This is a genomic window from Streptomyces sp. NBC_00080 (assembly GCF_045041255.1).
GTDB classification, from domain to species: Bacteria; Actinomycetota; Actinomycetes; order Streptomycetales; family Streptomycetaceae; genus Streptomyces; species Streptomyces coriariae.
The window spans coordinates 7,247,660-7,270,645 of the sequence record NZ_CP108235.1 but is presented as its reverse complement, the minus strand read 5'-3'; the positions used below and the strand labels follow the sequence as shown (position 1 = coordinate 7,270,645).

At 70.2% G+C, this 22,986-nt stretch carries 22 protein-coding genes and 1 pseudogene; 11 read left to right on the top strand and 12 right to left on the bottom strand.

Translation table 11 applies throughout. The features are described 5' to 3' along the window. Position 1 precedes the first annotated feature (1 nt). On the bottom strand, positions 2 to 865 hold the full coding sequence (locus OHU34_RS32400) for a transporter substrate-binding domain-containing protein (protein WP_142269681.1): 864 nt from the start codon (positions 863 to 865) through the stop codon (positions 2 to 4). A gap of 183 nt (positions 866 to 1,048) precedes the next feature. On the opposite strand from OHU34_RS32400, the pseudogene OHU34_RS32395 reads away from it, so the two are divergent. The 6 genes and pseudogenes from OHU34_RS32395 to thpD all read left to right on the top strand — a co-directional run bounded on the left by OHU34_RS32395 (position 1,049) and on the right by thpD (position 6,215). Then, positions 1,049 to 2,149 (top strand): annotated as a pseudogene (locus OHU34_RS32395) (pyridoxal-phosphate-dependent aminotransferase family protein). A gap of 81 nt (positions 2,150 to 2,230) precedes the next feature. After that, entirely contained in the window at positions 2,231 to 2,758 is a 528-nt protein-coding gene (locus OHU34_RS32390; protein WP_142269683.1) for a DinB family protein, read from the top strand. A gap of 270 nt (positions 2,759 to 3,028) precedes the next feature. Beyond that, a complete protein-coding gene (ectA, locus tag OHU34_RS32385) occupies positions 3,029 to 3,535 on the top strand; it encodes a diaminobutyrate acetyltransferase (RefSeq protein WP_405769670.1) in 507 nt (168 codons plus the stop codon). Positions 3,536 to 3,596: 61 nt separating this feature from the next. Beyond that, positions 3,597 to 4,868 (top strand): diaminobutyrate--2-oxoglutarate transaminase, encoded by a 1,272-nt coding sequence (ectB, locus tag OHU34_RS32380; protein WP_142269685.1) that lies wholly within the window; start codon positions 3,597 to 3,599, stop codon positions 4,866 to 4,868. A gap of 49 nt (positions 4,869 to 4,917) precedes the next feature. After that, positions 4,918 to 5,322, top strand: coding sequence for an ectoine synthase (locus tag OHU34_RS32375; RefSeq protein ID WP_020130464.1), 405 nt, complete (start codon positions 4,918 to 4,920; stop codon positions 5,320 to 5,322). A 5-nt stretch (positions 5,323 to 5,327) separates the two neighbouring features. Beyond that, positions 5,328 to 6,215: an ectoine hydroxylase gene (thpD, locus tag OHU34_RS32370; RefSeq protein WP_142269686.1), complete on the top strand. Its 888-nt coding sequence runs from the start codon at positions 5,328 to 5,330 to the stop codon at positions 6,213 to 6,215. Between the two features lie 90 nt (positions 6,216 to 6,305). Here the strand turns inward: thpD and OHU34_RS32365 are convergent, their stop codons facing one another. The 5 genes from OHU34_RS32365 to OHU34_RS32345 form a co-directional block, all read right to left on the bottom strand. Continuing rightward, a complete protein-coding gene (locus OHU34_RS32365) occupies positions 6,306 to 7,358 on the bottom strand; it encodes an aminotransferase class V-fold PLP-dependent enzyme (RefSeq protein ID WP_142269687.1) in 1,053 nt (350 codons plus the stop codon). Positions 7,359 to 7,454: 96 nt separating this feature from the next. Then, a complete protein-coding gene (locus tag OHU34_RS32360; protein ID WP_142269688.1) occupies positions 7,455 to 8,171 on the bottom strand; it encodes a DsbA family oxidoreductase in 717 nt (238 codons plus the stop codon). A 115-nt stretch (positions 8,172 to 8,286) separates the two neighbouring features. Beyond that, positions 8,287 to 8,802 (bottom strand): GNAT family N-acetyltransferase, encoded by a 516-nt coding sequence (locus tag OHU34_RS32355; protein WP_200840061.1) that lies wholly within the window; start codon positions 8,800 to 8,802, stop codon positions 8,287 to 8,289. Between the two features lie 41 nt (positions 8,803 to 8,843). Beyond that, positions 8,844 to 9,452 (bottom strand): DUF1349 domain-containing protein, encoded by a 609-nt coding sequence (locus OHU34_RS32350; protein WP_020130469.1) that lies wholly within the window; start codon positions 9,450 to 9,452, stop codon positions 8,844 to 8,846. A gap of 186 nt (positions 9,453 to 9,638) precedes the next feature. Beyond that, entirely contained in the window at positions 9,639 to 11,168 is a 1,530-nt protein-coding gene (locus tag OHU34_RS32345; protein WP_078615756.1) for an aldehyde dehydrogenase (NADP(+)), read from the bottom strand. 139 nt (positions 11,169 to 11,307) lie between these two features. On the opposite strand from OHU34_RS32345, the gene OHU34_RS32340 reads away from it, so the two are divergent. From OHU34_RS32340 to OHU34_RS32330, 3 genes are all read left to right on the top strand, one after another. Beyond that, positions 11,308 to 12,081: an IclR family transcriptional regulator gene (locus tag OHU34_RS32340; protein WP_020130471.1), complete on the top strand. Its 774-nt coding sequence runs from the start codon at positions 11,308 to 11,310 to the stop codon at positions 12,079 to 12,081. Between the two features lie 3 nt (positions 12,082 to 12,084). Then, a complete protein-coding gene (locus OHU34_RS32335) occupies positions 12,085 to 12,555 on the top strand; it encodes a GNAT family N-acetyltransferase (protein WP_142269689.1) in 471 nt (156 codons plus the stop codon). 106 nt (positions 12,556 to 12,661) lie between these two features. Next, positions 12,662 to 14,119 (top strand): penicillin-binding protein 2, encoded by a 1,458-nt coding sequence (locus tag OHU34_RS32330; RefSeq protein ID WP_142269690.1) that lies wholly within the window; start codon positions 12,662 to 12,664, stop codon positions 14,117 to 14,119. Between the two features lie 60 nt (positions 14,120 to 14,179). Here the strand turns inward: OHU34_RS32330 and OHU34_RS32325 are convergent, their stop codons facing one another. Continuing rightward, complete coding sequence (locus tag OHU34_RS32325; protein WP_405769663.1) at positions 14,180 to 15,628, bottom strand: NCS2 family permease; 1,449 nt, start codon at positions 15,626 to 15,628, stop codon at positions 14,180 to 14,182. Positions 15,629 to 15,896: 268 nt separating this feature from the next. On the opposite strand from OHU34_RS32325, the gene OHU34_RS32320 reads away from it, so the two are divergent. Together OHU34_RS32320 and OHU34_RS32315 are read left to right on the top strand one after the other, a co-directional pair. Beyond that, on the top strand, positions 15,897 to 16,466 hold the full coding sequence (locus tag OHU34_RS32320; RefSeq protein WP_405769660.1) for a SigE family RNA polymerase sigma factor: 570 nt from the start codon (positions 15,897 to 15,899) through the stop codon (positions 16,464 to 16,466). Continuing rightward, positions 16,463 to 17,344 carry a hypothetical protein gene (locus OHU34_RS32315; RefSeq protein ID WP_230196284.1) on the top strand — a complete coding sequence of 294 codons (882 nt, stop codon included), beginning with the start codon at positions 16,463 to 16,465 and terminating at the stop codon, positions 17,342 to 17,344. The genes OHU34_RS32320 and OHU34_RS32315 overlap by 4 nt, the downstream gene beginning before the upstream one ends. Before the next feature lie 27 nt (positions 17,345 to 17,371). On the opposite strand, the gene OHU34_RS32310 is transcribed toward OHU34_RS32315, so the two are convergent. The 5 genes from OHU34_RS32310 to OHU34_RS32290 all read right to left on the bottom strand — a co-directional run bounded on the left by OHU34_RS32310 (position 17,372) and on the right by OHU34_RS32290 (position 22,983). Then, a complete protein-coding gene (locus OHU34_RS32310) occupies positions 17,372 to 18,526 on the bottom strand; it encodes a right-handed parallel beta-helix repeat-containing protein (RefSeq protein ID WP_405769658.1) in 1,155 nt (384 codons plus the stop codon). Between the two features lie 134 nt (positions 18,527 to 18,660). Beyond that, positions 18,661 to 19,458 (bottom strand): HAD family acid phosphatase, encoded by a 798-nt coding sequence (locus OHU34_RS32305; RefSeq protein ID WP_142269694.1) that lies wholly within the window; start codon positions 19,456 to 19,458, stop codon positions 18,661 to 18,663. A gap of 142 nt (positions 19,459 to 19,600) precedes the next feature. Further along, positions 19,601 to 20,713 carry a right-handed parallel beta-helix repeat-containing protein gene (locus OHU34_RS32300; RefSeq protein ID WP_405769656.1) on the bottom strand — a complete coding sequence of 371 codons (1,113 nt, stop codon included), beginning with the start codon at positions 20,711 to 20,713 and terminating at the stop codon, positions 19,601 to 19,603. 49 nt (positions 20,714 to 20,762) lie between these two features. Further along, positions 20,763 to 21,968, bottom strand: coding sequence for a dienelactone hydrolase family protein (locus tag OHU34_RS32295; RefSeq protein ID WP_142269696.1), 1,206 nt, complete (start codon positions 21,966 to 21,968; stop codon positions 20,763 to 20,765). Then, a complete protein-coding gene (locus OHU34_RS32290) occupies positions 21,955 to 22,983 on the bottom strand; it encodes a pectinesterase family protein (protein ID WP_142269984.1) in 1,029 nt (342 codons plus the stop codon). The genes OHU34_RS32295 and OHU34_RS32290 overlap by 14 nt, the downstream gene beginning before the upstream one ends. Positions 22,984 to 22,986: the final 3 nt, after the last annotated feature.

Below are 22,986 nucleotides of genomic sequence, written 5' to 3'. Positions count from 1 at the left end.
GTCAGGAGGCCGAGGCGGCGGCCGACGGGGAGGCGGCCGACTCGTCGTACGGACCGATCCACTTCTCGTACAGCTTCTTGTAGGTGCCGTCGGCCTTCGCGTCCGCCAGCGCCTTGTTGATCGCGGCGACCAGCTTGGTGTTGCCCTTCTTCACCGTGAAGCCGTACTGCTCGCCGGTGTTGAGGTTGTCGACGACCTTGAAGGCGTCGGCGTTGGCCTTGTCCTTCAGCCAGCCCTGGACGACCGGGAAGTCGATGATGACGGCCTTGACCTGGCCGGTGCGCAGACCGTTGAGGACGGCGTCGGAGGACTCGAAGGAGACCGGGTCGAAGCCCTGCTTCTTGGCGTAGTCCTCGCCGGTGGTCTGCGCCTGGGCGCCGAGCTTGACGCCCTTGGACTTCACGTCGGCGAGCGAGGTGACGCCCGCGCCCTTGTCGACCAGGACGGCCTGGGTGGCCTCGAAGTACGGGTCGGAGAAGTCGACGTTCTTCTTGCGCTCGTCGGTGATGGTCATGCCGGCCGCGGCCAGGTCGCACTCGCCGGAGTTGAGGAACGCGCCGGTCTTGAAGTTCTCGAACGGCGTGTCGAGGATCTCCTGCTTCACGCCCAGGTTCTTGGCTGCCAGGTCGATCAGGGACACGTCGAAGCCCTGCACCTTGCCGTCGATCTCCGACTGGAAGGGCGGGTAGGGCAGGTGGGTGCAGGTGGTGAGCTGGCCCGCCTTGACGAGCTCGACCCCGCCGGCGGCGGTCCTGGAGCCGCTGCCGCCGTCATCGGTGGAGGTGCAGGCGGCTACGAGCATCAGCCCGGCCGTCACGGTCGTGGCGGCCAGGACGCGGGTCCGGCGGCCGGGGAGGGTGTTCACGGCGGGCCTTCCTGTAAGGGAACTGTGGGTTCCGATTATAAGGAGATGTTTGAGGCTCTCAAATCAAACCGATGGTCACCGCGCCGTACGGCCTGCGAAGTGACCGGTGGGGAGGTCGGGAAGGGTGGGGGGCGTGCCGGTTAGTCTCGTCACCTCTACCCAGTGAGTGAAGAGAGCACCGCCGTGACACACCCGTTCCTGGATCTTGCCCCGCTGACCGCCGCGCATTTCGCCTCGATCGAGGACCGCGTGGCGCGGCTGCTGGACACCCGGCAGGACGTCGTGATCATGCAGGGCGAGGCGCTGCTGCCGCTGGAGGGCGCGATCCGCGGTACGGCCGGTCCGGGCACGACCGCACTCAACGTGATCACCGGCCCGTACGGGCAGACCTTCGGGGACTGACTGCGGGACTGCGGTGCCACGGTGATCGACCTGGCGGTGCCCTTCCACACGGCGGTGACGGCCGCGCAGATTCGGGAGGCGTTCGCCGAGCACCCCGGGATCGACTTCGTGTCGCTGGTGCACGCCGAGGCGGCGACCGGCAACACCAACCCGGTCGCCGAGATCGGCGAGGTGGTGCGCGAGCACGGCGCGCTGTTCTACCTGGACGCGGTCGCCTCCATCGGCGCGGAGCCTGTGCTGCCGGACGCCTGGGGCGTGGACCTGTGCGTGATCGGCGCGCAGAAGGCGATGGGCGGCCCGGCGGGCGTGTCGGCGGTGTCGGTGAGCGAGCGGGCGTGGGCGCGGATGGCCGCGAACCCGAGGGCGCCGCGCCGGTCGTACCTGTCCCTGCTGGACTGGAAGGAGCGCTGGGTCGACGGCGGTCGCAAGGCGCTGCTGCACGCGCCGGCGCAGCTGGAGATGCTGGCGCTGGAGGCGTGTGTCGAGCGGATCGAGGCGGAGCGACCGCAGACGGTGATGGCCCGACACGCGTCCGCCGCCGCCGCGACGCGCGCCGGCGCGCTGGCACTGGGCGGCGGGCTGGAGCCGTACGTGCACGACGCGGCGGAGGCGGCGCCCGTCGCCACGACGCTGCGCACGCCGTCGGGGGTGGTGGCCTCGGAGCTGGTGGCACGGGCGCTGGCGAGCGACCCCGAGCTGCCGCTGGCCGCGGGCGGGGGCGCGCTGGCCACGGAGATGATCCGGGTCAACCACTACGGGGGCGACGCGACCGTCGGCGTGGTGCAGGGGTGCCTCGCGGCGCTGGGTGCCGCGCTTGCGGAGAAGGGGCTGGACGTCGATCTGGAAGGGGCCCGGCGGGCCGTGGAGGGCGCCTGGCGGTAGGCGCCGCCGGTCCACCGTCGGTTCGCCGCCGGCCGGACCGACGAAGCCCCGCTGTCGGTGCCGCCTGTCATGCTGCCCCGCATGACCTCCGACACTCCCCTCATCCTCCCCGACGGCCGACCCGTCCCCCTGCTGACCGGTGACGAACTCCCCATGCTGGAGAGCTGGTTGGCATTCCACCGGGCCACGCTCGAGCTGAAGTGCGCGGGGCTGGACGACGAGCAGCTGCGGCAACCCGCGGCCGAGCCGTCCGAGTTGACCCTGCTCGGCCTCGTCCAGCATCTCGCCGAGGTCGAACGCAACTGGTTCCAGCGGGCGTTCGCCGGGCTGGACGTGCCGCCCGTCTTCGAGGAGGGGACCGGGTACGCCCTCGACCCCGGGCGGGGCCTCGACGAGGCGCTGACCGCGTGGCGGCGGGAGATCGCGCGCGGACGTGAGCTGATCGCCGGGCGGCCGCTCGAGGCGACCGGGCGGATCGCCGACGGACCGATGGCCGGGCTCGAGATCAGCCTGCGCTGGGTGCTGATCCACATGATCGAGGAGTACGCCCGGCACAACGGCCACGCGGACATTCTCCGGGAACATATCGACGGGGTTACCGGAGCCTGAATTCAAGGTAATTCGCGAATTCTCGTCGGCTCCTTTCCCGGCCTTCTTCTCGACGATAGCTTTCCTGAGTTCTTCTGCCCCGATTCCCCGTACCTAAACGCGGGGAATTTCGGGCAGGTTTCGAGTGCGTGACGCATTGCACAAGCGAAGCGTTATGCCCTTTTTGCGCGGTGCAAAAGCGGACGAAAGGGCGCCCCGTCCCAGTGGCATCACGGAATCACCACGACCTCTCCATGCGTTATTGAATTTCCCTGGGTAAGTTCAATCCGCATGACTGCCGCACAAACAGACCTACGTATCGACAGCCCGTCGGTGGAAGACGGCGCAGCGCTCTGGCGTCTCGCGAAGGAATCCGGAACGCTCGACCTGAACTCGTCCTACAGCTATCTGCTGTGGTGCCGCGACTTCGCCGCCACCTCGGCGGTGGCCCGCGCGGAGGGCGGCGAGCCGGTCGGGTTCGTCACCGGGTACGTCCGGCCGGAGGACCCGCAGACCCTGCTGGTCTGGCAGGTGGCCGTCGACGCCGCGCACCGTGGTCGCGGCCTCGCCGCCGCCCTGCTGGACGGGCTGACCGCGCGGGTCGCCGTCGAACGCCCGCTCACCGCCGTGGAGACCACGATCACGCCGGGCAACACCGCCTCCGAGCGGCTGTTCACCTCGTTCGCCGACCGGCACGGGGCGACCGTCACCCGTGAGGTGCTGTTCGGAGCCGGTCTGTTCCCCGACGGCCCGCACGACCCCGAGGTCCTGTACCGGATCGGCCCCCTCGCCTTCTGACCCGCCCGCCCCGCCTCCGCCCGCCTCTCCTTCCGACCCCCACTCCGAGGAGCGTTTCGTCGTGACCATCACCCAGCCCGACCTCAGCGTGTTCGAGACCCTCGAGTCCGAGGTGCGCAGCTACTGCCGCAGCTGGCCCGCGGTCTTCGACCGGGCGCAGGGCAGTCGTATGTACGACGAGGACGGTCACCGCTACCTGGACTTCTTCGCCGGTGCCGGATCCCTCAACTACGGCCACAACAACCCTGTACTGAAACGGGCGTTGGTCGACTATCTGATGCGGGACGGCGTCACGCACGGGCTCGACATGTCGACCGTGGCCAAGCGGACCTTCCTGCAGACCTTCCAGGATCTGGTGCTGCGGCCGCGTGACCTGCCCTACAAGGTCATGTTCCCGGGCCCGACCGGCACCAATGCCGTGGAGTCGGCCCTGAAGCTGGCGCGGAAGGTGAAGGGACGCGAGGCCATCGTGTCGTTCACCAACGCCTTCCACGGGATGTCGCTCGGGTCGCTCGCCGTGACCGGCAACGCCTTCAAGCGGGCCGGCGCCGGGGTACCGCTGGTGCACGGCACGCCCATGCCGTTCGACAACTACTTCGAGGGCCAGGTCCCCGACTTCCTGTGGTTCGAGCGGCTGCTCGAGGACCAGGGGTCCGGGCTCAACAAGCCCGCCGCCGTGATCGTCGAGACCGTGCAGGGCGAGGGCGGCATCAACGTCGCGCGTCCGGAGTGGCTGCGGGCGCTCAAGGACCTGTGCGAGCGCCAGGACATGCTGCTGATCGTCGACGACATCCAGATGGGATGCGGGCGTACCGGGGCCTTCTTCTCCTTCGAGGAGGCCGGGATCGTCCCGGACATCGTGACCGTGTCCAAGTCGATCAGCGGCTACGGACTGCCCATGTCGCTCTGCCTGTTCAAGCCCGAGCTGGACGTGTGGGAGCCGGGTGAGCACAACGGCACCTTCCGCGGCAACAACCCGGCCTTCGTGACCGCCACCGCCGCCCTCGAGACGTACTGGGCCGACGGGTCCGCCATGGAGAAGCAGACCCGGGCGCGGGGCGAGCAGATCGAGCAGGGGCTCATCTCGATCACCGAGGAGAACCTCGCCGACGTCAAGGAGTACCGGGGCCGCGGTCTGGTGTGGGGCCTGGAGTTCCACGACAAGGCGCGGGCCGGGCGGGTCGCCAAGCGGGCCTTCGAGCTCGGGCTGCTGATCGAGACGTCCGGTCCGGAGAGCGAGGTCGTCAAACTGCTGCCGGCCCTGACCATCACCCCCGAGGAACTGGACGAGGGCCTCAGTGTCATCGCCCGCGCCGTACGGGAGACCGTCTGACGCCCTCGGGCACCTGTCCCTTCCCCTACCTAGGAGGCATCGCACCACCGTGATCGTCCGTTCGTTCAAGGACATCGAAGGCACCGACCGGCATGTGCGGGCGGCGTCCGGCACCTGGGAGAGCAAGCGCATCGTGCTCGCCCAGGAACGGGTCGGGTTCTCGCTGCACGAAACGATTCTGTACGCGGGTACCGAGACGTCTATGTGGTACGCGAACCACATCGAGGCCGTCGTCTGCGTCGAGGGCGCGGCCGAACTGACCGACCACGAGACCGGGCGGACGCACACCATCACGCCCGGCACCATGTACCTCCTCGACGGGCACGAGCGGCACACACTGCGCGTCAAGGAGGACTTCCGCTGCATCTGCGTGTTCAACCCGCCCGTCACGGGGCGGGAGGACCACGACGAGAACGGCGTGTACCCCCTGTTGACCGAGCCCGAGGAGGTGTAAGCATCGTGACCACCCTCACCGATCTCTACCCCACCCGTGGCACCACCGAGGTGTCCGTACCCCGCCAGGACCCCGTCGTCTGGGGCTCCCCCGACACGCCGGGCCCGATCCCGGCGGCCGGCCTCCAGGAGTACGAGCGCGACGGCTTCCTCGCCGTCGACCAGTTGATCGGCGACGACGAGGTCGCCGTCTGCCGACGGGAGCTGGAGCGGCTGGTCGCCGACCCGGAGATCCGGGCCGACGGGCGGTCGATCGTCGAACCGAAGTCCAAGGAGATCCGCTCCGTCTTCGAGGTGCACAAGCTCAGTCCCGTGTTCGCCGCGCTCGTCCGCGACGAGCGGGTCGTCGGGCGGGCCCGGCAGATCCTGGGCTCGGACGTGTACGTGCACCAGTCGCGGATCAACGTCAAGCCGGGCTTCGGGGCCGGGGGCTTCTACTGGCACTCCGACTTCGAGACCTGGCACGCCGAGGACGGCCTGCCGAACATGCGGACGGTGTCCGTGTCGATCGCGCTGACCGAGAACCTCGACACCAACGGCGGGCTCATGATCATGCCGGGCTCGCACCGGACGTTCCTCGGCTGCGCCGGGGCGACACCCGAGGACAACTACAAGAAGTCGCTCCAGATGCAGGACGCGGGCACCCCCTCGGACGAGGCGCTGACCGCGATGGCCGGCGACTACGGCATCAAGTTGTTCACGGGCAGGGCCGGTTCGGCGACCTGGTTCGACTGCAACTGCATGCACGGGTCCGGCGACAACATCACGCCGTTCCCGCGCAGCAACGTGTTCATCGTGTTCAACAGCGTGGAGAACACGGCCGTGGAGCCGTTCGCGGCGCCGGTCCGCCGGCCGGAGTACATCGGCGCGCGGGACTTCACCCCCGTGCGGTGAACCGTCCTCCCCCGCCGCCCGCGTCGGCAGGCCCGGACGCCCCCACCCGGATCGGGTGGGGGCGTCCGGGCCTGTCGGGCGTCGGGAGCCTCAGGCCGACAGGGCGTTCAGCAGACGGTCGACGTCGGCCGCCGTGTTGAACAGGTGGAAGGAGGCGCGCAGATGGCCGGAGCGGTCGGAGACCTGGATGCCGGCGGCGGCCAGCTCGGGCTGGCGGAAGCCGAGTCCCGGCACCGAGACGATCGCGGAGCCGGGCGCGTCGACGGCGCGATGACCGAGCCGGGCGAGTCCCGCGCGGAAGCGGTCGGCGAGGGAGAGGTCGTGGGCGCCGATCGCCGCCACCCCCAGTTCCTCCACCAGTTCGAGGGATCGGCGCAGTCCGGCGTAGGTGAACAGGGCGTGGGTCAGGTCGAACCGCCGTGCCGAGTGGGCGAGTTCGGCCACCGGGCCGTAACAGCTGTCCCAGGGCTCCTCGCCGGCCACCCATCCGGCGAGGACCGGTGACAGCCCGCCGAAGTCCTCCGGGACCACCAGGAAGGCCGCACCGTGCGGGCCGAGCAGCCACTTGAAGGAGACGGCGGCGGAGAAGTCGTGGGCGTCGGCGTCCGCCGCAAGCCAGCCGGCCGACTGCGAGAAGTCGACGTAGGTGCGTGCGCCGTGCGTCCCGGCCGCCTCGCGCAGCGCGGGAAGGTCGGCGATCCGGCCGTCGGCGGACTGGGCGGCGCTCACCGCGACCAGCGCGGTGCCGGGGCGGACCGACTCGGCGATCCGCTCCAGCGGGACGGCGCGGACCTTGAGGTCCCCGCGGACGTGGAACGGGTTGAGCACGGAGGTGAAGTCGTCCTCGGCGGTGAGCACTTCCGCGCCCGCGGGGAGCGAGGCGGCGATCACGCCGGTGTGCGCGGCGACCGAGGCGCCCAGCGCCACCCGGGTGACCGGGACGCCGGCCAGCCGGGCGAACGCGGCCCGGCAGGCCTCCACGTCCTCGTGCAGCGGGGTGAGCGGCCTGCCCTCGGCGCGCAGCACCGCCGCCTCGTGCAGGGCGGCGACGGTACGGGCCGGCAGCAGGCCGTTGCTCGCCGTGTTCAGGTATGTGGTCTTCGGGGTGAACTCGGCGCGGACGAGGCTCTCGAAGGTCTCCATGGGTCCACTGTGGGACCCATGGAACCCCTCGTCCATTGCCGATTTTTACGTGATTCCGCTAAGGAGAACTTATAGATCGGCTCTCACCTGCGGGTTTCACTGCTGCGGGACCGCGCAGCCGTCCGGGCCGCAGGCCTGCGCGCCGCCGTCGTCGAGCAGCTTCAGCGGGGAGCGGTCGCCCCAGGCCTGGGTGAGGGCCTGGGTGAAGACCTCGGCGGGCTGGGCCCCGGACACGCCGTAGGCGCGGTCGAGGACGAAGAAGGGCACACCGTTCGCACCGAGCTGAGCGGCCTCGCGCTCGTCGGCGCGGACCTCGTCGGCGTAGCGGGCCGGGTCGGCGAGGACCTCGCGGGCGGCCTCGGCGTCGAGACCGGCCTCGGCGGCCAGTTCCACGAGCCGCTCGTCGCCCTCGGAGAAGACGGACCGCTCCTCGGCGAAGTTCGCCCGGTAGAGGAGCTGGATCAGCTCGTCCTGCCGGCCGTGCTCCTTGGCGAAGTGCAGCAGCCGGTGCATGTCGAAGGTGTTGCCGTGGTCGCGGTCCCGGGTGCGGTAGTCGAGGCCTTCGGCGGCGGCCTGGGCGCCCAGGTTCTCCTCGCCGGACTGCGCCTGCGCCTCGCTCATCCCGTACTTCTTGGTGAGCATGGCCAGTACGGGCTGGACGTCGCCCTTGGCGCGGCCCGGGTCCAGCTCGAAGGAACGATGCACCACCTCGACCTGGTCACGGTGCGGGAAGGCCTCGAGCGCCTTCTCGAAGCGGGCCTTGCCCACGTAGCACCACGGGCAGGCGATGTCGCTCCAGATCTCGACGCGCATGTCTCGGCTCTCTCCAGGTCGTGCGGCTGGGTACGGAGCTCCCCCGCGGGAGGTCCGCACGGAGGTTCCCTCCGGCGAGTGCATGAACGTTCAAGCAGGGCGTTTCATTCCCCGGTCACCGCTCCGGCCGTTCCCCGCTCACCGCGTACCTCAACCAGAGGTGGTGCTCGCCCTCGCCGGGCGGGTTCTCCGGGTCCGGGCTCCAGCCCTGCCGGGCGTAGAAGGCCTGGGCCCGCCCGTTGTCGACGTGCACGTCGAGCACGGCCGTGCGCCGCCCGTCCGCCCGCCACTGCTCGACGCAGGCCGTGTGCAGGTCCGTGCCGATCCCCGAGCGCCAGTGGTCGGGGTCGACGTGGAACTGGAACAGCTTGACGGTGTGCACGGGCGCGCCCTCCGGCGTGCGGAAGGACGCGAGGCCGACGAGCCGTCCCTGCTCGACGACGCACAGCACATGGCCGTCGGGCCGCTCGATGGCCGTGCGCCAGGCGGCGAGCCAGTCGGTGCCGTCCTGCGGGATCCCCTCGGGGTAGTACGTGCCCCGGGCGCGCGCGTGCAGCGCGGCGACCCTCTCCGCCTCGGCGGGGACGGCGGTGCGGATCACCCGGTTGCCCATGACGCGTTCTCCGATCATGCAGGAGAGGACGAGAGGGCCTTCTCGTCGGTTCCGGCCGGCTAGCTTCCGTCCCGCAGGTCGTCCGGCCACTCGGTCCTGAACTCGAGATGGTCGTACGTCACGACGCACCCCTCGCCCATCGGCGACTGCGTCATGAAGCCGACCAGGGCCGCGCCGGTCTCCTTCTCCTCGCCCAGCGTGAACAGGCGGACGAAGGTCCACCGTCTGCCGTCCCGGGAGGCGTGGAAGGCGAAGGCACGGCCGGTCCTGCTCACCCGGAGCCAGACCGAACTGCCCTCCACGGTGAAGGAGTTGGCGTCGTCGGAGTGTCCCCGGGTGACCACCGTGCAGACGGTGGCCACGTCCGGGGAGTACTCCAGACACAGCTTGGCCCAGGCGCGCTCACCGACCTGGACGTACAACGCCCCCGCGTCGAAAGCCCAGTTGAACCCGACGGTGACGCGTGCGATGAGCTGGAAGTCCCCTTCCGGCGCCCCCAGCAGCCGGGGCGCGTCGGCCGCGGGGTCCACCCCGTCCCCGGTGGGCGGCACGAACCGGTCCTGCCGGGCCCCGGCCCACCCGGTGAGCACCCCGTGCTCATGGGACCAGTGCCCGTCGGGTCCATAGGTACGAAGGGGGAAGGGCAGTTCGGGAAGCGAGACGTCCATTGCCTCATCATCTCAGGGGAGCCGCGCCCCCGAGGGGCGCGGGCCTGCATCGATGCGCGGCTCCGCCGCGTGGGCGCGACAAGCCACGCCGGACGTGCACGCGACGATCCACCGCACCACCCCACTCGGCACGCGACGATCCACCGCACCACCCCACTCGGCACGCGACGGCACCCGAGCGGAGCGCTACCGCTCCAGACGGCCGTTGAACCGACGAGGCAGCCCCAGTTCGTTCTCGTCCCGCAGCTCCACGGGCAGCAGCGCCGCGGGAGCGTTCTGGTAGGCGACCGGCCGCAGCCAGCGCTCGATGGCGGTCCCGCCGACAGAGGTGGACGTGGAGGTGGTGGCCGGGTACGGGCCGCCGTGATGCTGGGCCGGCGCGACGGCGACACCCGTGGGCCAGCCGTTCACCAGCACGCGCCCGGCCAGCGGGGTCAGCTCGGCGAGGATCTCGCCGCCCCGGCCCTCGCCCGCGGCCTCCCCCTCGGACAGCTGGACGGTCGCCGTGAGGTTTCCGGGCAGGCGCGACAGCACCGCCTTGACCTCACCCTCGTCGTCGTAGCGGACCACGACGGTGACCGGCCCGAAGCACTCCTCGAGCAGCAGGTCGTGCGCGCCCTCGGCGGTCAGCCGGGAGGCCGGCACGGTCAGGAAGCCCGCGCTGACGGTGTGCTCCCCGCCCGCACCGGGCGTGACCGGCGACTCCACGTCGGGCAGCTCGGCCCGCTCGGCGACCCCGGCGATGAAGTTGTCGCGCATCCGGTGGTCGAGCAGCACGCCCGCGTCGGTGTCGCTCACCGCGTCCGTGAGCGACTTGACCAGTCCGTCGCCGGCCGCGCCGGACGGCACCAGGACCAGTCCCGGCTTCACACAGAACTGGCCGACACCCAGCGTCATGGACCCGGCGAGGCCGGTCCCGATCGCCTCGGCCCGCTCGGCCGCGGCCGCCTCGGTCACCACGACCGGGTTCAGCGACCCCAGCTCACCGTGGAACGGGATCGGCACCGGACGGGCCGCCGCCGCGTCGAACAGCGCGCGTCCGCCCCGGATCGACCCGGTGAAGCCGGCCGCGGCGACCAGCGGGTGCTTGATCAGCTCGACGCCGGCCTCGAAGCCGTGGACCAGGCCCAGCACACCCGCCGGGATGCCGTGCTCGGCCGCGGCCGTGCGCACCACCTTGGCGACCAGCTCGGACAGGCCCGGGTGGTCGGGGTGGGACTTGACGACGACCGGGTTGCCCGCCGCGAGCGCGCTGGCGGTGTCACCGCCCGCGACGGAGAAGGCGAAGGGGAAGTTGGACGCCGAGTACACGGCCACCACCCCGAGCGGCACCTTGTAGCGGCGCAGGTCGGGGATGGGCGGGGTGGCGGTGTCGTCGGGGTGGCTGATGACGACGTCGAGGAACGCGCCCTCGTCGACGATGTCGGCGAACGCGCGCAACTGGTAGCAGGTGCGGGCGAGCTCTCCGGTCAGCCGGACCGGGCCGAGCGCGGTCTCCGCGTCGGCCACCTCCACGAGCGTGTCCTTGGCCGCCTGGAGCCGGTCGGCGGCGGAACGCAGGAAAGCGGCGCGGACGGTACGGTCGGCGAGGAAGCCGCGCGCCTCATGGGCGGCGCGGACGACGGCGTCGACCTCCTGGGCCGTGGCCTCCACCGCAACCTGTTCACGCTGCTTCCCGGTTCGGGGGTCGACACTCCAGACTGGTGCTGCTGCCACCGCGGGTCCCTCCACGCTTGGTTCTGACCACGTTTGGTACTGGCTCATTCACCAGGGTCGTTCGATATACTGAACGCTGTCTCTGATGATGAATATGCTGTCGGAGCGTATTTCCCGTCGAACGAAGGGGTCAAGGGCGATGTCGGCTGGCGAGACGGGGGGCGGGGCGCAGGTCAAGTCCGCGGTGCGGACGGTTGAGCTGCTGGAATACTTCGCCGGCCGCCCAGGAATGCACTCTCTGGCGTCGGTCCAGGAGGCCGTCGGCTATCCCAAGTCCAGTCTCTACATGCTGCTGCGCACGCTGGTGGAGCTGGGCTGGGTGGAGACGGACGCGACGGGCACGCGGTACGGCATCGGGGTACGGGCGCTGCTCGTCGGCACGTCCTACATCGACGGCGACGAGGTGGTCGCGGCCGCCCGCCCCACCCTGGACCGGCTCTCGGACGACACCACCGAGACCATCCACCTGGCCCGGCTCGACGGCACGAACGTCGTGTACCTCGCCACCCGCCAGTCCCAGCACTACCTGCGCCCCTTCACCCGGGTCGGGCGCCGTCTGCCCGCCCACTCCACCTCGCTGGGCAAGGCTCTGCTGAGCACCTACACCGACGAGCAGGTCCGCAAGCTGCTGCCGGAGACGCTGCCCGCGCTGACCGAGCACACGATCACGGACCGCGAGAAGCTCATCGAGGAACTGCACCAGATCCGTGAGCAGGGCTTCTCGGTGGACCGCGAGGAGAACACGCTGGGCCTGCGCTGCTTCGGCGTGGCGATCCCGTACCGCACGCCGGCCCGGGACGCGATCAGCTGCTCGGTGCCGGTGGCGAGGCTCACCCCCGCGCACGAGCAGCTGGTGAAGGACGCGCTGTTCGACGCACGCGACCGGCTCACGCTGGCCACCCGTAGGCTCTGAGACATGCTGATCTCCCTGCGCCAGGTCCACGACAGCGATCTGCCGGTGTTCTTCCGGCAGATGAACGACCCCGAGTCGCTGCGGATGGCCGCGTTCACCGCGAAGGATCCGGCCGACCGGGACGCGTTCGACGCCCACTGGACGAGGATCCGCGCCTCGTCCGCCGTGCCGCGCACGATCCTGGCCGACGGGGACGTCGTCGGCAGCGCGGCGGTGTACGGGGAGCCGGGCGAGCGCGAGGTGACGTACTGGGTGGACCGCGCCTACTGGGGCCGGGGCATCGCCACGCAGGCGTTGCGGGCGCTGGTGTCCGAGGTCGGCGAACGGCCGCTGTTCGCGCGGGCGGCGGCCGACAACGCGGGCTCCCTGCGCGTCCTGGAGAAGTGCGGCTTCCGGGCCACCGCCCGGGCCAGCGGCTACGCGAACGCGCGGGGCGGGGAGATCGAGGAGATCGTGCTGCGGCTGGAGGCCTGAGCCCGGCGGTGGACGGTCCCCGGTGAACCGGTTTCAGATGAACGGTCGATGAGAAAACGGGTGGAAGGGAACGATCTTCCCCCTCCCGCTCGTCTTTCTGTTCGCAATGAACAAGACGATCAGGCGCGCCTCGGTCTTCGCGCTGCTGCTGGTGTTCGCCCTGCTGCTCCGGGCGACCTGGGTGCAGTTCTACGAGGGCCGGGCACTCGCGGACGACAAGGACAACCGGCGCAACGCGATCGAGACGTACGCGGAGCCGCTCGGGAACATCATCGTGGCCGGAAAGGCGATCACCGGCTCGGCCGTCACCACGGGCGGCGACCTCAGATACAAGCGCACGTACACCGACGGCGAGCTGTACGCGGCGGTGACGGGCTACGCCTCGCAGAGCTACGCCCCCACGCAGCTGGAGGGCATCTACGCGGACCTGCTCAACGGCACGGACACCCGCCTGAAGACCGCGCTGGACACGGTCACCGACAAGCGGGCCGACCCGGGCAACGTGATCACCACGATCGACCCGGACGTGCAGAAGGCGGCGTACGACGCGCTCGGCGACAAGAAGGGCGCGGCCGTCGCGGTCGACCCGACGACCGGCCAGATCCTCGCGGTGGTGTCGACCCCGTCGTACGACCCGTCGACGCTGACCGACGCCAACACCGCCGGGACGGCCTGGAAGAAGCTCAACGCGGACTCCGACAAGCCGCTCACCAACCGGGCGCTGCGGCAGCCGCTGGCACCGGGTTCGACGTTCAAGCTGGTCGTGGCGGCGGCCGCGCTGGAGGACGGGCTGTACGCGTCGGTGGACGAGAAGACCGAGAGCGAGGACCCGTACACCCTGCCGGGCACGCGCACGGTCCTGAAGAACGAGAACACGTCCGCGCCCTGCGAGAACGCCACGATCCGGGTCGCGCTCCAGTACTCCTGCAACAACGTGTTCGCGCACATGGCCGTCCAGCTCGGACAGGACAAGCTGAGGGCAACGGCCGAGAAGTTCGGCTTCAACGACGCCGGCCAGGACGTGCCGGTGCGGGCGTACCCGAGCGTGTACCCGTCCGGCATGGACGAGTCGTCCACCGCCCTGACCGGCATCGGCCAGTTCGACGTGACCGCGACGCCGTTGCAGATGGCCATGGTGTCGGCCGCCATCGCCAACGGCGGCAAGCTCGTCTCGCCGCACATGGTCTCGCAGATCACCGACGGCGGCGGCGACGTCCTCGAGGACTACGACGACGAGGCGTCGACCACGCAGATCGTCAGCTCCTCCACCGCCGAGCAGTTGCAGTCGGCGATGCAGACGGTCGTCGAGAAGGGCACCGGCACGAACGCGCTCATCGACGGCGTCACCGTCGGCGGCAAGACGGGCACGGCCCAGAACGGCGAGAACAACAGCAAGGCGCCGTACGCCTGGTTCACGTCGTACGGGAAGTCCGACTCCTCCGGCAAGCAGGTCGCCGTGGCGGTCGTGGTCGAGCAGTCCGACGCCGCGCGGTCCGAGGTCAGCGGGAACGGTCTGGCCGCGCCGGTCGCGAAGGCGATGATGGAAGCGGCGCTGCGGAGCTGAGCACCGGTATCCCCGGCCGGGAACCGCTCCCGGCCGGGGGTCCGGGGTCGCCCCCGGGAACTACACGCCCAGCACCTGCTCGATGGGGTCGATCGCGAAGTACACGACGAACAGCGCCGAGGCCCCCCACAGCAGCCAGTGAACCTCCTTCGCCTTGCCGAGCACCGTCTTGATGACGACATAGGCGAGGAAGCCCGCGCCGATGCCGTTGGTGATCGAGTAGGTGAACGGCATCACGGCGATGGTGAGGAACGCCGGGATCGCGATCTCGTACCTGTCCCAGTCGATGTTCTTGACCTGGGTCATCATCAGGAAGCCGACGGCGACCAGGGCGGGGGCCGCCGCCTGGAGCGGGACGATGGTCAGGAGCGGCGTCAGGAACAGGGCGCACGCGAACAGCGAGCCGGTGACCAGGTTGGAGAAGCCGGTGCGTGACCCCTCGCCGACGCCGGCGGCCGACTCGATGTAGGAGGTCGCGGAGGACGACGAGGCCGCGCCGCCCGCGACCGCCGCCGCGCCGTCGATGAGCAGCACCCGGCCGAGGCCCGGCACGTCGCCCTTCTCGTCCAGCAGTCCGGCCTCCGCGCTGATGCCGACGACGGTGCCCATGGTGTCGAAGAAGTCGGACAGGATCAGGGTGAAGATCAGCAGGACGACGGTGATGACGCTGGTCTCACCGAAGGCGCCGAACAGGCTGAAGTGACCGATCAGCCCGAAGTCGGGGGTGTCGACGATCTTGTCGGGCCACGAGGGCGTGGTCAGGCCCCAGGACTTGATGTCAGCGATCGAGTTGATGACGATCGCGAGGACCGTCATCGTCACGATGCTGATCAGGATCGCGCCCTTGACCTTGCGGGCCAGCAGACCGATCGTCAGCAGCACACCGAGGCAGAAGACCAGCACCGGCCAGCCGGAGAGGGTGCCGGTGCCGCCGAGCTGCACGGGGACGGTCGTGTTCGCGACGTCGGGGATGCGGCTGACGAAGCCGGCGTCGACGAAGCCGATGAAGGCGATGAACAGGCCGATGCCGACGCTGATCGCCTGCTTCAGCGGTTGCGGGATGGCGTGCATGACGGCCTCGCGCAGACCGGTCACCACCAGCACGCAGATCAGCAGGCCTTCGAGCACGATGAGGCCCATCGCGTCGTCCCAGCTCATCAGCGGGGCGATCTGGAAGGCGACGACCGCGTTCAGGCCCAGGCCCGCGGCGAGGGCGAGGGGCAGGTTGCCGCCGACGCCCATGATGATCGTCATCACCGCGGCCACCAGGGCGGTGGCGGTGGTGAGTTGGACGGCGTCGAGCTGGTGCCCGAACTTGTCCTTGGCGCTGCCCAGGATGATGGGATTCAGGACAAGGATGTAGGCCATGGTGAAGAACGTGGCGAAGCCGCCGCGTATCTCCCGGCCGAAGGTGGACCCCCGCTCGGAGATCCTGAAGTACCGGTCGACGCTGTTCGCCGCGGGTGGCGCGGTACCTGGCCGGTCGGCCGTCACTTGCGTCTCGGACATGGCTGGTGCTCCTAGGTGCCTGAATGATCTGGGTGCGGATGCTGGCTGGATTGTTCCCGCGTTGAACCGTCTTCAGGTTTTCGGCGTGTTACGGAATCGGACTCCGGAGTCGTTCGGCCTGCCACTTGACGTTCGAACCCCCGTACCAAGTCGAGTAGTCGATCACTGCTACGCTTCCCGATCTCGCCCCGGCCACCTCCTCGGGGCATCCGCATGTCATTCACATGACACACACAGGCATACCAGTCGTTCCGAGAAGAGGTCACCCGTGGGCACAGTCGTCGACGACGCCGCCTCCGTGGAATTCCATGCCTTCTTCGATCGCCACTACGCCGAACTGTCCCGTCTCGCCCACCTGCTGACCGGTGAGGCGGACGCCGCCGACGATCTCGCGGCGGACGCGCTGCTCGCGCTGTGGAACCGCTGGGACCGGGTGCGCGCGGCCGACCATCCGTTGGCGTACGCCCGCGGCGTCGTCGCCAACCTCGCCCGCACCCGCATCCGCAGCGCCGTCCGGGAGCGCCGCAGGATCGCGCTGTTCTGGTCGCAGCGCGAGGAGAAGACGGAGAACCCCGACATCGCGGGCGTGGTGGACGTCCAGTCGGCGCTGCGTAGACTTCCGTTCCGCAAACGGGCCTGTGTGGTGCTGCGGCACGCCTTCGACCTGTCGGAGAAGGACACGGCGCTCGCCCTGGGGGTCTCGGTCGGTACGGTGAAGAGCCAGACCTCGAAGGGAATGGCCGAGCTCCAGAAACTGCTCGGTGCCAAGGGAGCTCCGCTCAAGATGCCTGCCATGGTGCGCACCGGTGAGGCCTCGGCCTCAGGAAGGGACCGATGACGATGCAGCGGGACGTGCACGACGATCTGCGCGCCCGGCTGCACGAGGCGGCCGAGGCACACGAACCCGACCGGGCGTACATCCTGGCCCGCGTCGAGCGGGGCATGGCGGGACAGGGGCAGGGACAGGAACGGTCCGATCACCGGGCGAGCCGCCCGGTCCTGTGGGGCTGGGCCCGGATCGTGGGCGCCACGGCGGCGGTCGCGGGCATGCTCGCGGTCGGCGGCTACGCGGTAGCGTCCGCCGTGAAGGACGACACCCCGGCGCAGCAGACGGTCTCCGTCTCCCCGCCGCCGGTGGAGTCCCCGGACGCGACGAGCCGCCCGCCGGCCTCCCCGAAGGCCACGCCGAGTTCCGGCGGCGGCGCGAAGGACCCGGCGAAACCGAGCACTTCCCCGTCGCAGAGCTCCGCGGCGAAGCCCTCCGCGCCCGCGGCGGCCACGCTGCTGCCGGCGACGACCGACGACGAGGACGGGCCGCTGTGGTCGGACGGTTCGGTCGACCCGCACAGCAACGACTTCTGGGCGCAGAGCAACATCACGATCAAGACGTCCGAGGCGCTCACCGGACTGACCGTGCAGTTGAAGGTCGCGCAGACCGGCGGGGTCTCGTCGGCGGGCGCCTGGCGCTCACTGCCCGAGGACGACTTCACGTTCTCGGTCGATGAGCGGGACGGCTTCCTGGTCTACACCTGGGTGCTCAAGGAGGGCCGGACGGTCGCCAAGGGCGAGTGGGTGTTCGCCGGGCAGTACGACCACGACCGCGGCGGCCGCGACGCCAAGGACGACACCTACGCGGTCACCGGCCGGTCGGAGCAGCAACAGGGCTCCGTGGGCGGCGACTTCGCCTCCGCCGAGGGCGACGAAGGCGACTCCTGACCCCCAGGGCCCGGCCCACCGCCCGCCCTAGTCCATCGTCGATCCGACGGTGGTCGAGCCCGTGGTCAGGAAGGTCGTCGCGGGCAGCGAGCCGTCCGCCTTCCGGGCGCCGTACGCCGTCGTCGCGTCCGTCGAGGTGAACGCCGGCGTGGACACCCCGCTGTCCCAGCTGTTCGCCGCGGAGACGGCCGACGAACCCCGTTTGTCCGGCCCGCCCTTGTTGCCCACCGAGAGATTCCGGGCGAGCCTGGCCTTGCCGGTGGCGAAGTGGAAGCCCGCCTCGGTGTTGGCGTAGGCGGTGTTGCGGTTCAGCGCGATCGCCCCGGCGTTGGAGTTCTCGGTGAACCCGTTCAGCAAGTTGTCCCAGGCCGCGTTGTTGTTGACGGCATGGGCGACGGCCACGCCCCCGCCGCCCAGCTTGAACCCGTTGCCGTTGCCCTCGAACGCGGCGTCGTTCCACCGGTTCCTGCCGTTGCCGAAGGCCCACGAGTGCTCGATGGTGACCGCCGTGGAGAACTGCCACAGGTCGAGGCCGTCGTCCGAGTTGTTGTACAGCCGGGCGCCGGTGATCCTGTTGCCCGCCCCGGAGCCGAACTTGACGGCGATGCCGTCCGCGTTCTGGCCGTGCCCGGCGGCGTCGTAGTTGCCGAAACTGTCGAGGTTCTGCACGAGGTTGTTCACCGTGTTGTCGCCGCGCAGGGTGAAGCCGGAGTCGCCGTTGTTGCCGGTGACCAGGTTCCTGAAGACGCCGCCGGTCGACGAGGTGACGACGACGCCCTGGGCCGGGGAGGACTGGAAGGTGAGGTTCTGCACGGTCCAGTAGCTGCCGTGGATCCCGGCGAGCCAGGAGCCGGCGGGCAGCTTGGAACCGTCGATCTCCACCTTCTCGGTGCCGTACGCCTGCAGCGTGATCCGGGCCGAACTCGTGCCGCTGGCAGTCGACTTGAGCGTGGCCGTCGGATAGTACGTGCCGCCGCGGACCTGGATGACGGTGCCGGCGAAAGCGTTGCGCACGGCCGTCTCCAGCTGGGCGGTGGTGGAGACGGTGACCGTCGACGAGGCGGCTTCGGCACCGCCGTCGGACAGGCCGAGGTAGACGCCTCCCGCCCCCGCGGAGACCGCCACCGCGGCGGCGATCGAGAGGGTGCGGGTCCCGCGGTGGCGTCCGGTGCTCATGCGCACGGGGGCGTTCCTTCCGGTGAGCGAGTGAGAGCGGAAACGGGCCGGAGGGGCCGCCCCGGCCCGTTTCCGCTCCTCTGTGGTCACCGTGGCCACGACAGGTTGCCGCGCCACCGAAAGGGATCGAAAAAGTTGCGTCAGCTCACGTAGTACGTCGGGTTCGGCAGCTTGTACGTCCGGTCGGCGTAGCCGCCTTCGAGATCGGAGTACTGGTCGCCGAAGTTCGCGATGATCTCGTAGCCGAGGTCGCGCTCGATGTGCTTGCGGGTGCCGGACTTGTACTGGACGGTCGTGCAGGTCCAGGCGCCCGGGGTGGCACAGCCGCTCAGGTACGACGGCGGGGTGGCCGCGTTCTTGAGGAACATGTGGTCGGCGTCGAGGTTGATGTCGGCGCCCACCTTCTTCAGGTTCTCCACGGCGGCGGAGCGCTGCGCCTCGGCGAGGCCCGAGTTGTAGAAGACCTCGACGCCCTTCTTCTCGGCGTACTGCACGAGTTCAGGGCTGCCGAACACCGCCGGGCGGTCGGCCTTGTTCACGTACGCCGCCCAAGTGGCGGAGTTGTACGTGTAGTTGTACCGCTTCTCGTAGTCGAGGCTGAGCAGCAGCGTGTCGTCGACGTCGAAGACGACCGCGGGCTTCTCGCCCTTCCTGACCGCCTTGCGGGCGGCCTGGTCGATGTACTTCTTCGCGGCCTTGTCGATGCTCGCGAGGTCCTTGGCGTACGGGCTGGTCGGCGACGCCTGGTAAACGCCGTTCGCGTCCGGCGCGGTGCCGTAGTAGGTGTCGAGGTCCTTCACCAGGAGCCCGATGTTGTAGGGCTCGTGGGTCGAGTTGGCCGTGGACTGGCCGGCCGTGGCCGCGCCGGCGCCGTACAGGGCGGCGCCGGCGACGGCGCAGGCAGCGGCGACGGCCGCGATGCGCAGTGGCTTATGCATGACACGTTTTCTACGCGCGTCACACGGCCGAGCGCGAGACCCGTTGCCCGATCGATACCCGTTCACGGGCAAAAAACGGGTCAAGCGCTCGAGGCGGGCGATCGGATCAGGCGCCCGGACGGCCCGGTCGGTACCCGGCAGGTCAGTCCATGGTCGCTCCGATGGTCGTCGAACCCGTCGTCAGGAACGTGGTCGTGGGCAGGGTGCCGCTCGAGCCGCGCGCGTTGTACGTGGAGCTCGCGTCGGTGGACCTGAAGGCCGGCGTGGAGATGCCGGAGTCCCAGTTGTTGCCGGCCGAGGTGACCGACGAGCTCTTGCTGACCGCGCCACCGCCGTTGCTGACCGCCAGGTTCTTGCCGAGCTTGGCGGCGCCGGTGGCGAAGTAGTAGCCCCACTTGCTGTTGGCGTAGGCGGTGGTGCGGTTGATGACGATCGCGCCCTTGTTGGAGTTCTCGGTGAAACCGTTTCCGGCGTTGCCCCAGGCGGCCGAGTTGTTGACGACGTGCGCGACCACCTCGCCGTCCCCGCCCAGCTTGTAGCCGTTGCCGTCGCCCGCGAAGGCCGAGTCGGACCAGCGGTTGACGCCGTTGCCGAAGGCCCAGGTGTGCTCGATGGTGACGGGCGAGGAGAAGGACCAGAAGTCGATGCCGTCGTCCGAGTTGTTGTAGAGGCGGGCTCCGGTGATGAGGTTGCCGGTGCCGGAGCCGTACTTCACGGCGACACCGTCGGCGTTCTCGCCGTGGTTGGCGGCGTCGTAGTGGCCGTAGGAGTCGATGTTCCTGACCGTGTTGTTGACCGTGCCGTCTCCGGTGAGGGTGAAGCCGGAGTCGCCGCCGTTGATGGTCTTGATGTTGTTCCAGTTGGTGCCGGTGCAGGACTGGCAGACGACCGCGCTGTCCGGGGAGTTCTGAAAGGTGATGTTGGAGACGTTCCAGTAGTCGGCGGTCAGCTTGAAGATCCAGTCGCCGTCGGGCAGCGACGAGCCGTCGATCTTCACGGTCTCCGAGCCGTACGCCGTGAGGGTGATGGGCGACGAGGAGGTGCCGTTGGCCGTGGACTGGAGGGTGGCCGTCGGGTAGTAGGTGCCGGCGCGGACCTGGATGACCGTGCCGGCGGTGGCGTTCTTGATGGCGTTGGACAGGTCGGTGGAGTTGCTGACCACCACGGTGGCGGCCTGCGCCTGGGTGGGGAGGGCGGCGAGCCCGGCGCCCAGGGTGAGGGCGGCGACGGCCGTGAGAGCGGTACGACGAGACATGGAGTGCGGGTCCTTTCCGTCGTTCAGGGGGATGGGGCGAGGGAGCGGTTCACAGGACGGTGTCGAGCCAGCTGAAGACCTCGTCCTGCATGCGGTCGACGAAGACATGGCCGAGGTCGGGCCAGCTCTTCAGGTGCAACCGCTCCTCGGCGTGACGGGAGCGCCAGACGGCGCGCAGCCGGTCGTGGGCCGCGCGGACGCCGTCGGCGGGGAACAGCGGATCGAGCCCGCCGTCGAAGAACAGCATCGGCCCGGGTGCGGCGATGCTCGCCACGTCGGGGAAGTCGAGGAACCGGGGAAGCCCGGGGTGGAGCATGTAGTACGAGGACTGCCCGCGCAGGGTGTTGTTGCCGGGCACCATCATTTCCTTCAGGCCGGTCATCCAGCAGACGGCCGCCGCGGCGGCGAGGTCGTCGCTGAGCGCGGCCGCCTGCCAGGCGCGGAAGGCGCCCATGGAGAACCCGACGGCCGCGACCCGGCCCCGGTCGACCCGGTCGAGGCCGGCCAGGAATCCGGCGGCCCTTGCGTCCTCGCGGGCCATGAGCCCGGCGAGCGAGGAGCCGAGGTTGAAGAAGTTGGAGGCGAGGGCCTGCTGCTGGTCGTAGGCGAGGGGCCCGCGGTCGCCCCAGCCGAGGGCGTCCGCGCACAGCACGACATACCCCCGCCGGGCCAGCTCGTCGCCGACGAACCGTCCACTGAAGTAACGCTCCGACCAGCCCTGCGCGGAGGCGAGCCGGGTGTCGTCGTACCAGGGCCGGACCAGTTTCTCCTTCCCGATGTCGAACTTCGCCCCGTGGTCGTGCAGGAGCAGTACGGCCGGGAAGGGGCCGGGACCGTCCGGGGTGAGGAGCGCGGCGCGGACGCGTTCGTGACGGGTGAGGGAGAGGGTCACCAACTCGCTCGTGTAACCGTCCTGTCGGCGCCGGTCGGTGAACTCGGGGGCGTACGGCGTCCGGTCCTGTGATCCGACGACCAGCAGCTCCTCGACCTTGGCGCGGGCGGCCCGGCGCCAGGCGCCGAAGTCGCGGATCGGGGACTTTCCCCAGGCCAGGGGAAAGGTCAGCTCGGCTTTGAGCGCGGGGTGGAAGTCCGGCAGCGGCCCGTCCACGACGGCCGTCGGCCCCTCCACGACGGCTGCCGGTCCCTCCACGGCGGCCGCCCGCGCGTCGGCGGGGGCGACGGCCCCGGTCAGGAGCGCGGCTCCGGTGCCGGCCACGAACGCCCGCCGCCCCACCCCCGGGTCACGGGCGCCCATACGGCCTCCAGTCCCCGAGATAGGTCCGCCGGGTGTGGGTGGCCGCCTCCTCGGTGGTCAGCTGCGGCCGGTTCTCCGGCACCGGGACGGCGGCGCCGGGGCCGGAGTTGGCGTGTTCGCGAAAGCGCATGGTCTGCCAGGGATAGGCGTCGCGCATGTTGGTGTACGGGGCGACCGCGTCGATACCGGGGCCGATCCAGGTGTCCCGCACGACCAGCGAGGGCCAGGCGGTCGTCTCGTACGAGGGCACCCAGGGGCGGGCGATCTTGTACGCGGCGTCCTCGGCGCCGGAGGTGATCCGGCCGCGCAGGGCGAGGAAGCCGTAGGGGTTGGCCCGGGCGGTGGCGGGGGCGAAGACCATGCCCTTGGGGGTGAAGGTCACGTCCCGCCGGAGGGTGTGGAAGTGACAGGCGTCGAAGACGGCCCGGCCCCGCCCGAAGACGAAGTCGACGTCCCCCTCGATGTAGCAGCGGTGGAAGTACTGCCGGTCGAAGGCGTCCAGCGCGGTGGTGTCGGCGAACAGGGTGTCCTGGTGGGCCAGCAGGCGCACGTTCTCGAAGTGTGTGCGGTCGCCGGTGACGTAGGCGGCCACCGCCTGGGTGCCGGTGATCTCCGGGTGGTCGGCGCGCAGCCAGTCGTTGGCGAGGGTGAGGTCGCGGACGGTGAGACCGGGCGCGGCGGAGGTGAAGGTGGCCGAGCCCGCGGTGCCGTAGGTTCCGGACCCGTCGGGCTTGGCGGTCCCGTTGGCGTTGTCGTACACGAGGACGGCGGCGCGCGGGTCGCGCAAGGCGCCGCGGATCGTCAGCTCACCTTTCTCCGCAGGCACGTTCACGACTTCCCGGTACGTACCCGGGTGCACGACGATCGTCGCGCCGGGGCCGTCGACGGCGTCCACGGCGGCCTGGAGGGAGTCGCCGGGGCGGACGTGCAGGACGCGGCGGGACCGGGCGTGGGCCGGGGTCGCGGTGATGAGGGCAGCGCCCGTGATGCCCGCGAGGAGGGTGCGTCGGCGCAGCAT

Excerpts from the sequence above, each read along its gene's own strand:
- OHU34_RS32390 (WP_142269683.1), top strand. The coding sequence starts at position 2,231 with ATGACCTCCGACACTCCCCTCATCCTCCCCGACGGCCGACCCGTCCCC.
- ectA (WP_405769670.1), top strand. The coding sequence starts at position 3,029 with ATGACTGCCGCACAAACAGACCTACGTATCGACAGCCCGTCGGTGGAA.
- OHU34_RS32365 (WP_142269687.1), bottom strand. The coding sequence starts at position 7,358 with ATGGAGACCTTCGAGAGCCTCGTCCGCGCCGAGTTCACCCCGAAGACC.
- OHU34_RS32360 (WP_142269688.1), bottom strand. The coding sequence starts at position 8,171 with ATGCGCGTCGAGATCTGGAGCGACATCGCCTGCCCGTGGTGCTACGTG.
- OHU34_RS32355 (WP_200840061.1), bottom strand. The coding sequence starts at position 8,802 with ATGATCGGAGAACGCGTCATGGGCAACCGGGTGATCCGCACCGCCGTC.
- OHU34_RS32350 (WP_020130469.1), bottom strand. The coding sequence starts at position 9,452 with ATGGACGTCTCGCTTCCCGAACTGCCCTTCCCCCTTCGTACCTATGGA.
- OHU34_RS32340 (WP_020130471.1), top strand. The coding sequence starts at position 11,308 with ATGTCGGCTGGCGAGACGGGGGGCGGGGCGCAGGTCAAGTCCGCGGTG.
- OHU34_RS32335 (WP_142269689.1), top strand. The coding sequence starts at position 12,085 with ATGCTGATCTCCCTGCGCCAGGTCCACGACAGCGATCTGCCGGTGTTC.
- OHU34_RS32330 (WP_142269690.1), top strand. The coding sequence starts at position 12,662 with ATGAACAAGACGATCAGGCGCGCCTCGGTCTTCGCGCTGCTGCTGGTG.
- OHU34_RS32325 (WP_405769663.1), bottom strand. The coding sequence starts at position 15,628 with ATGTCCGAGACGCAAGTGACGGCCGACCGGCCAGGTACCGCGCCACCC.
- OHU34_RS32315 (WP_230196284.1), top strand. The coding sequence starts at position 16,463 with ATGACGATGCAGCGGGACGTGCACGACGATCTGCGCGCCCGGCTGCAC.
- OHU34_RS32305 (WP_142269694.1), bottom strand. The coding sequence starts at position 19,458 with ATGCATAAGCCACTGCGCATCGCGGCCGTCGCCGCTGCCTGCGCCGTC.
- OHU34_RS32300 (WP_405769656.1), bottom strand. The coding sequence starts at position 20,713 with ATGTCTCGTCGTACCGCTCTCACGGCCGTCGCCGCCCTCACCCTGGGC.
- OHU34_RS32295 (WP_142269696.1), bottom strand. The coding sequence starts at position 21,968 with ATGGGCGCCCGTGACCCGGGGGTGGGGCGGCGGGCGTTCGTGGCCGGC.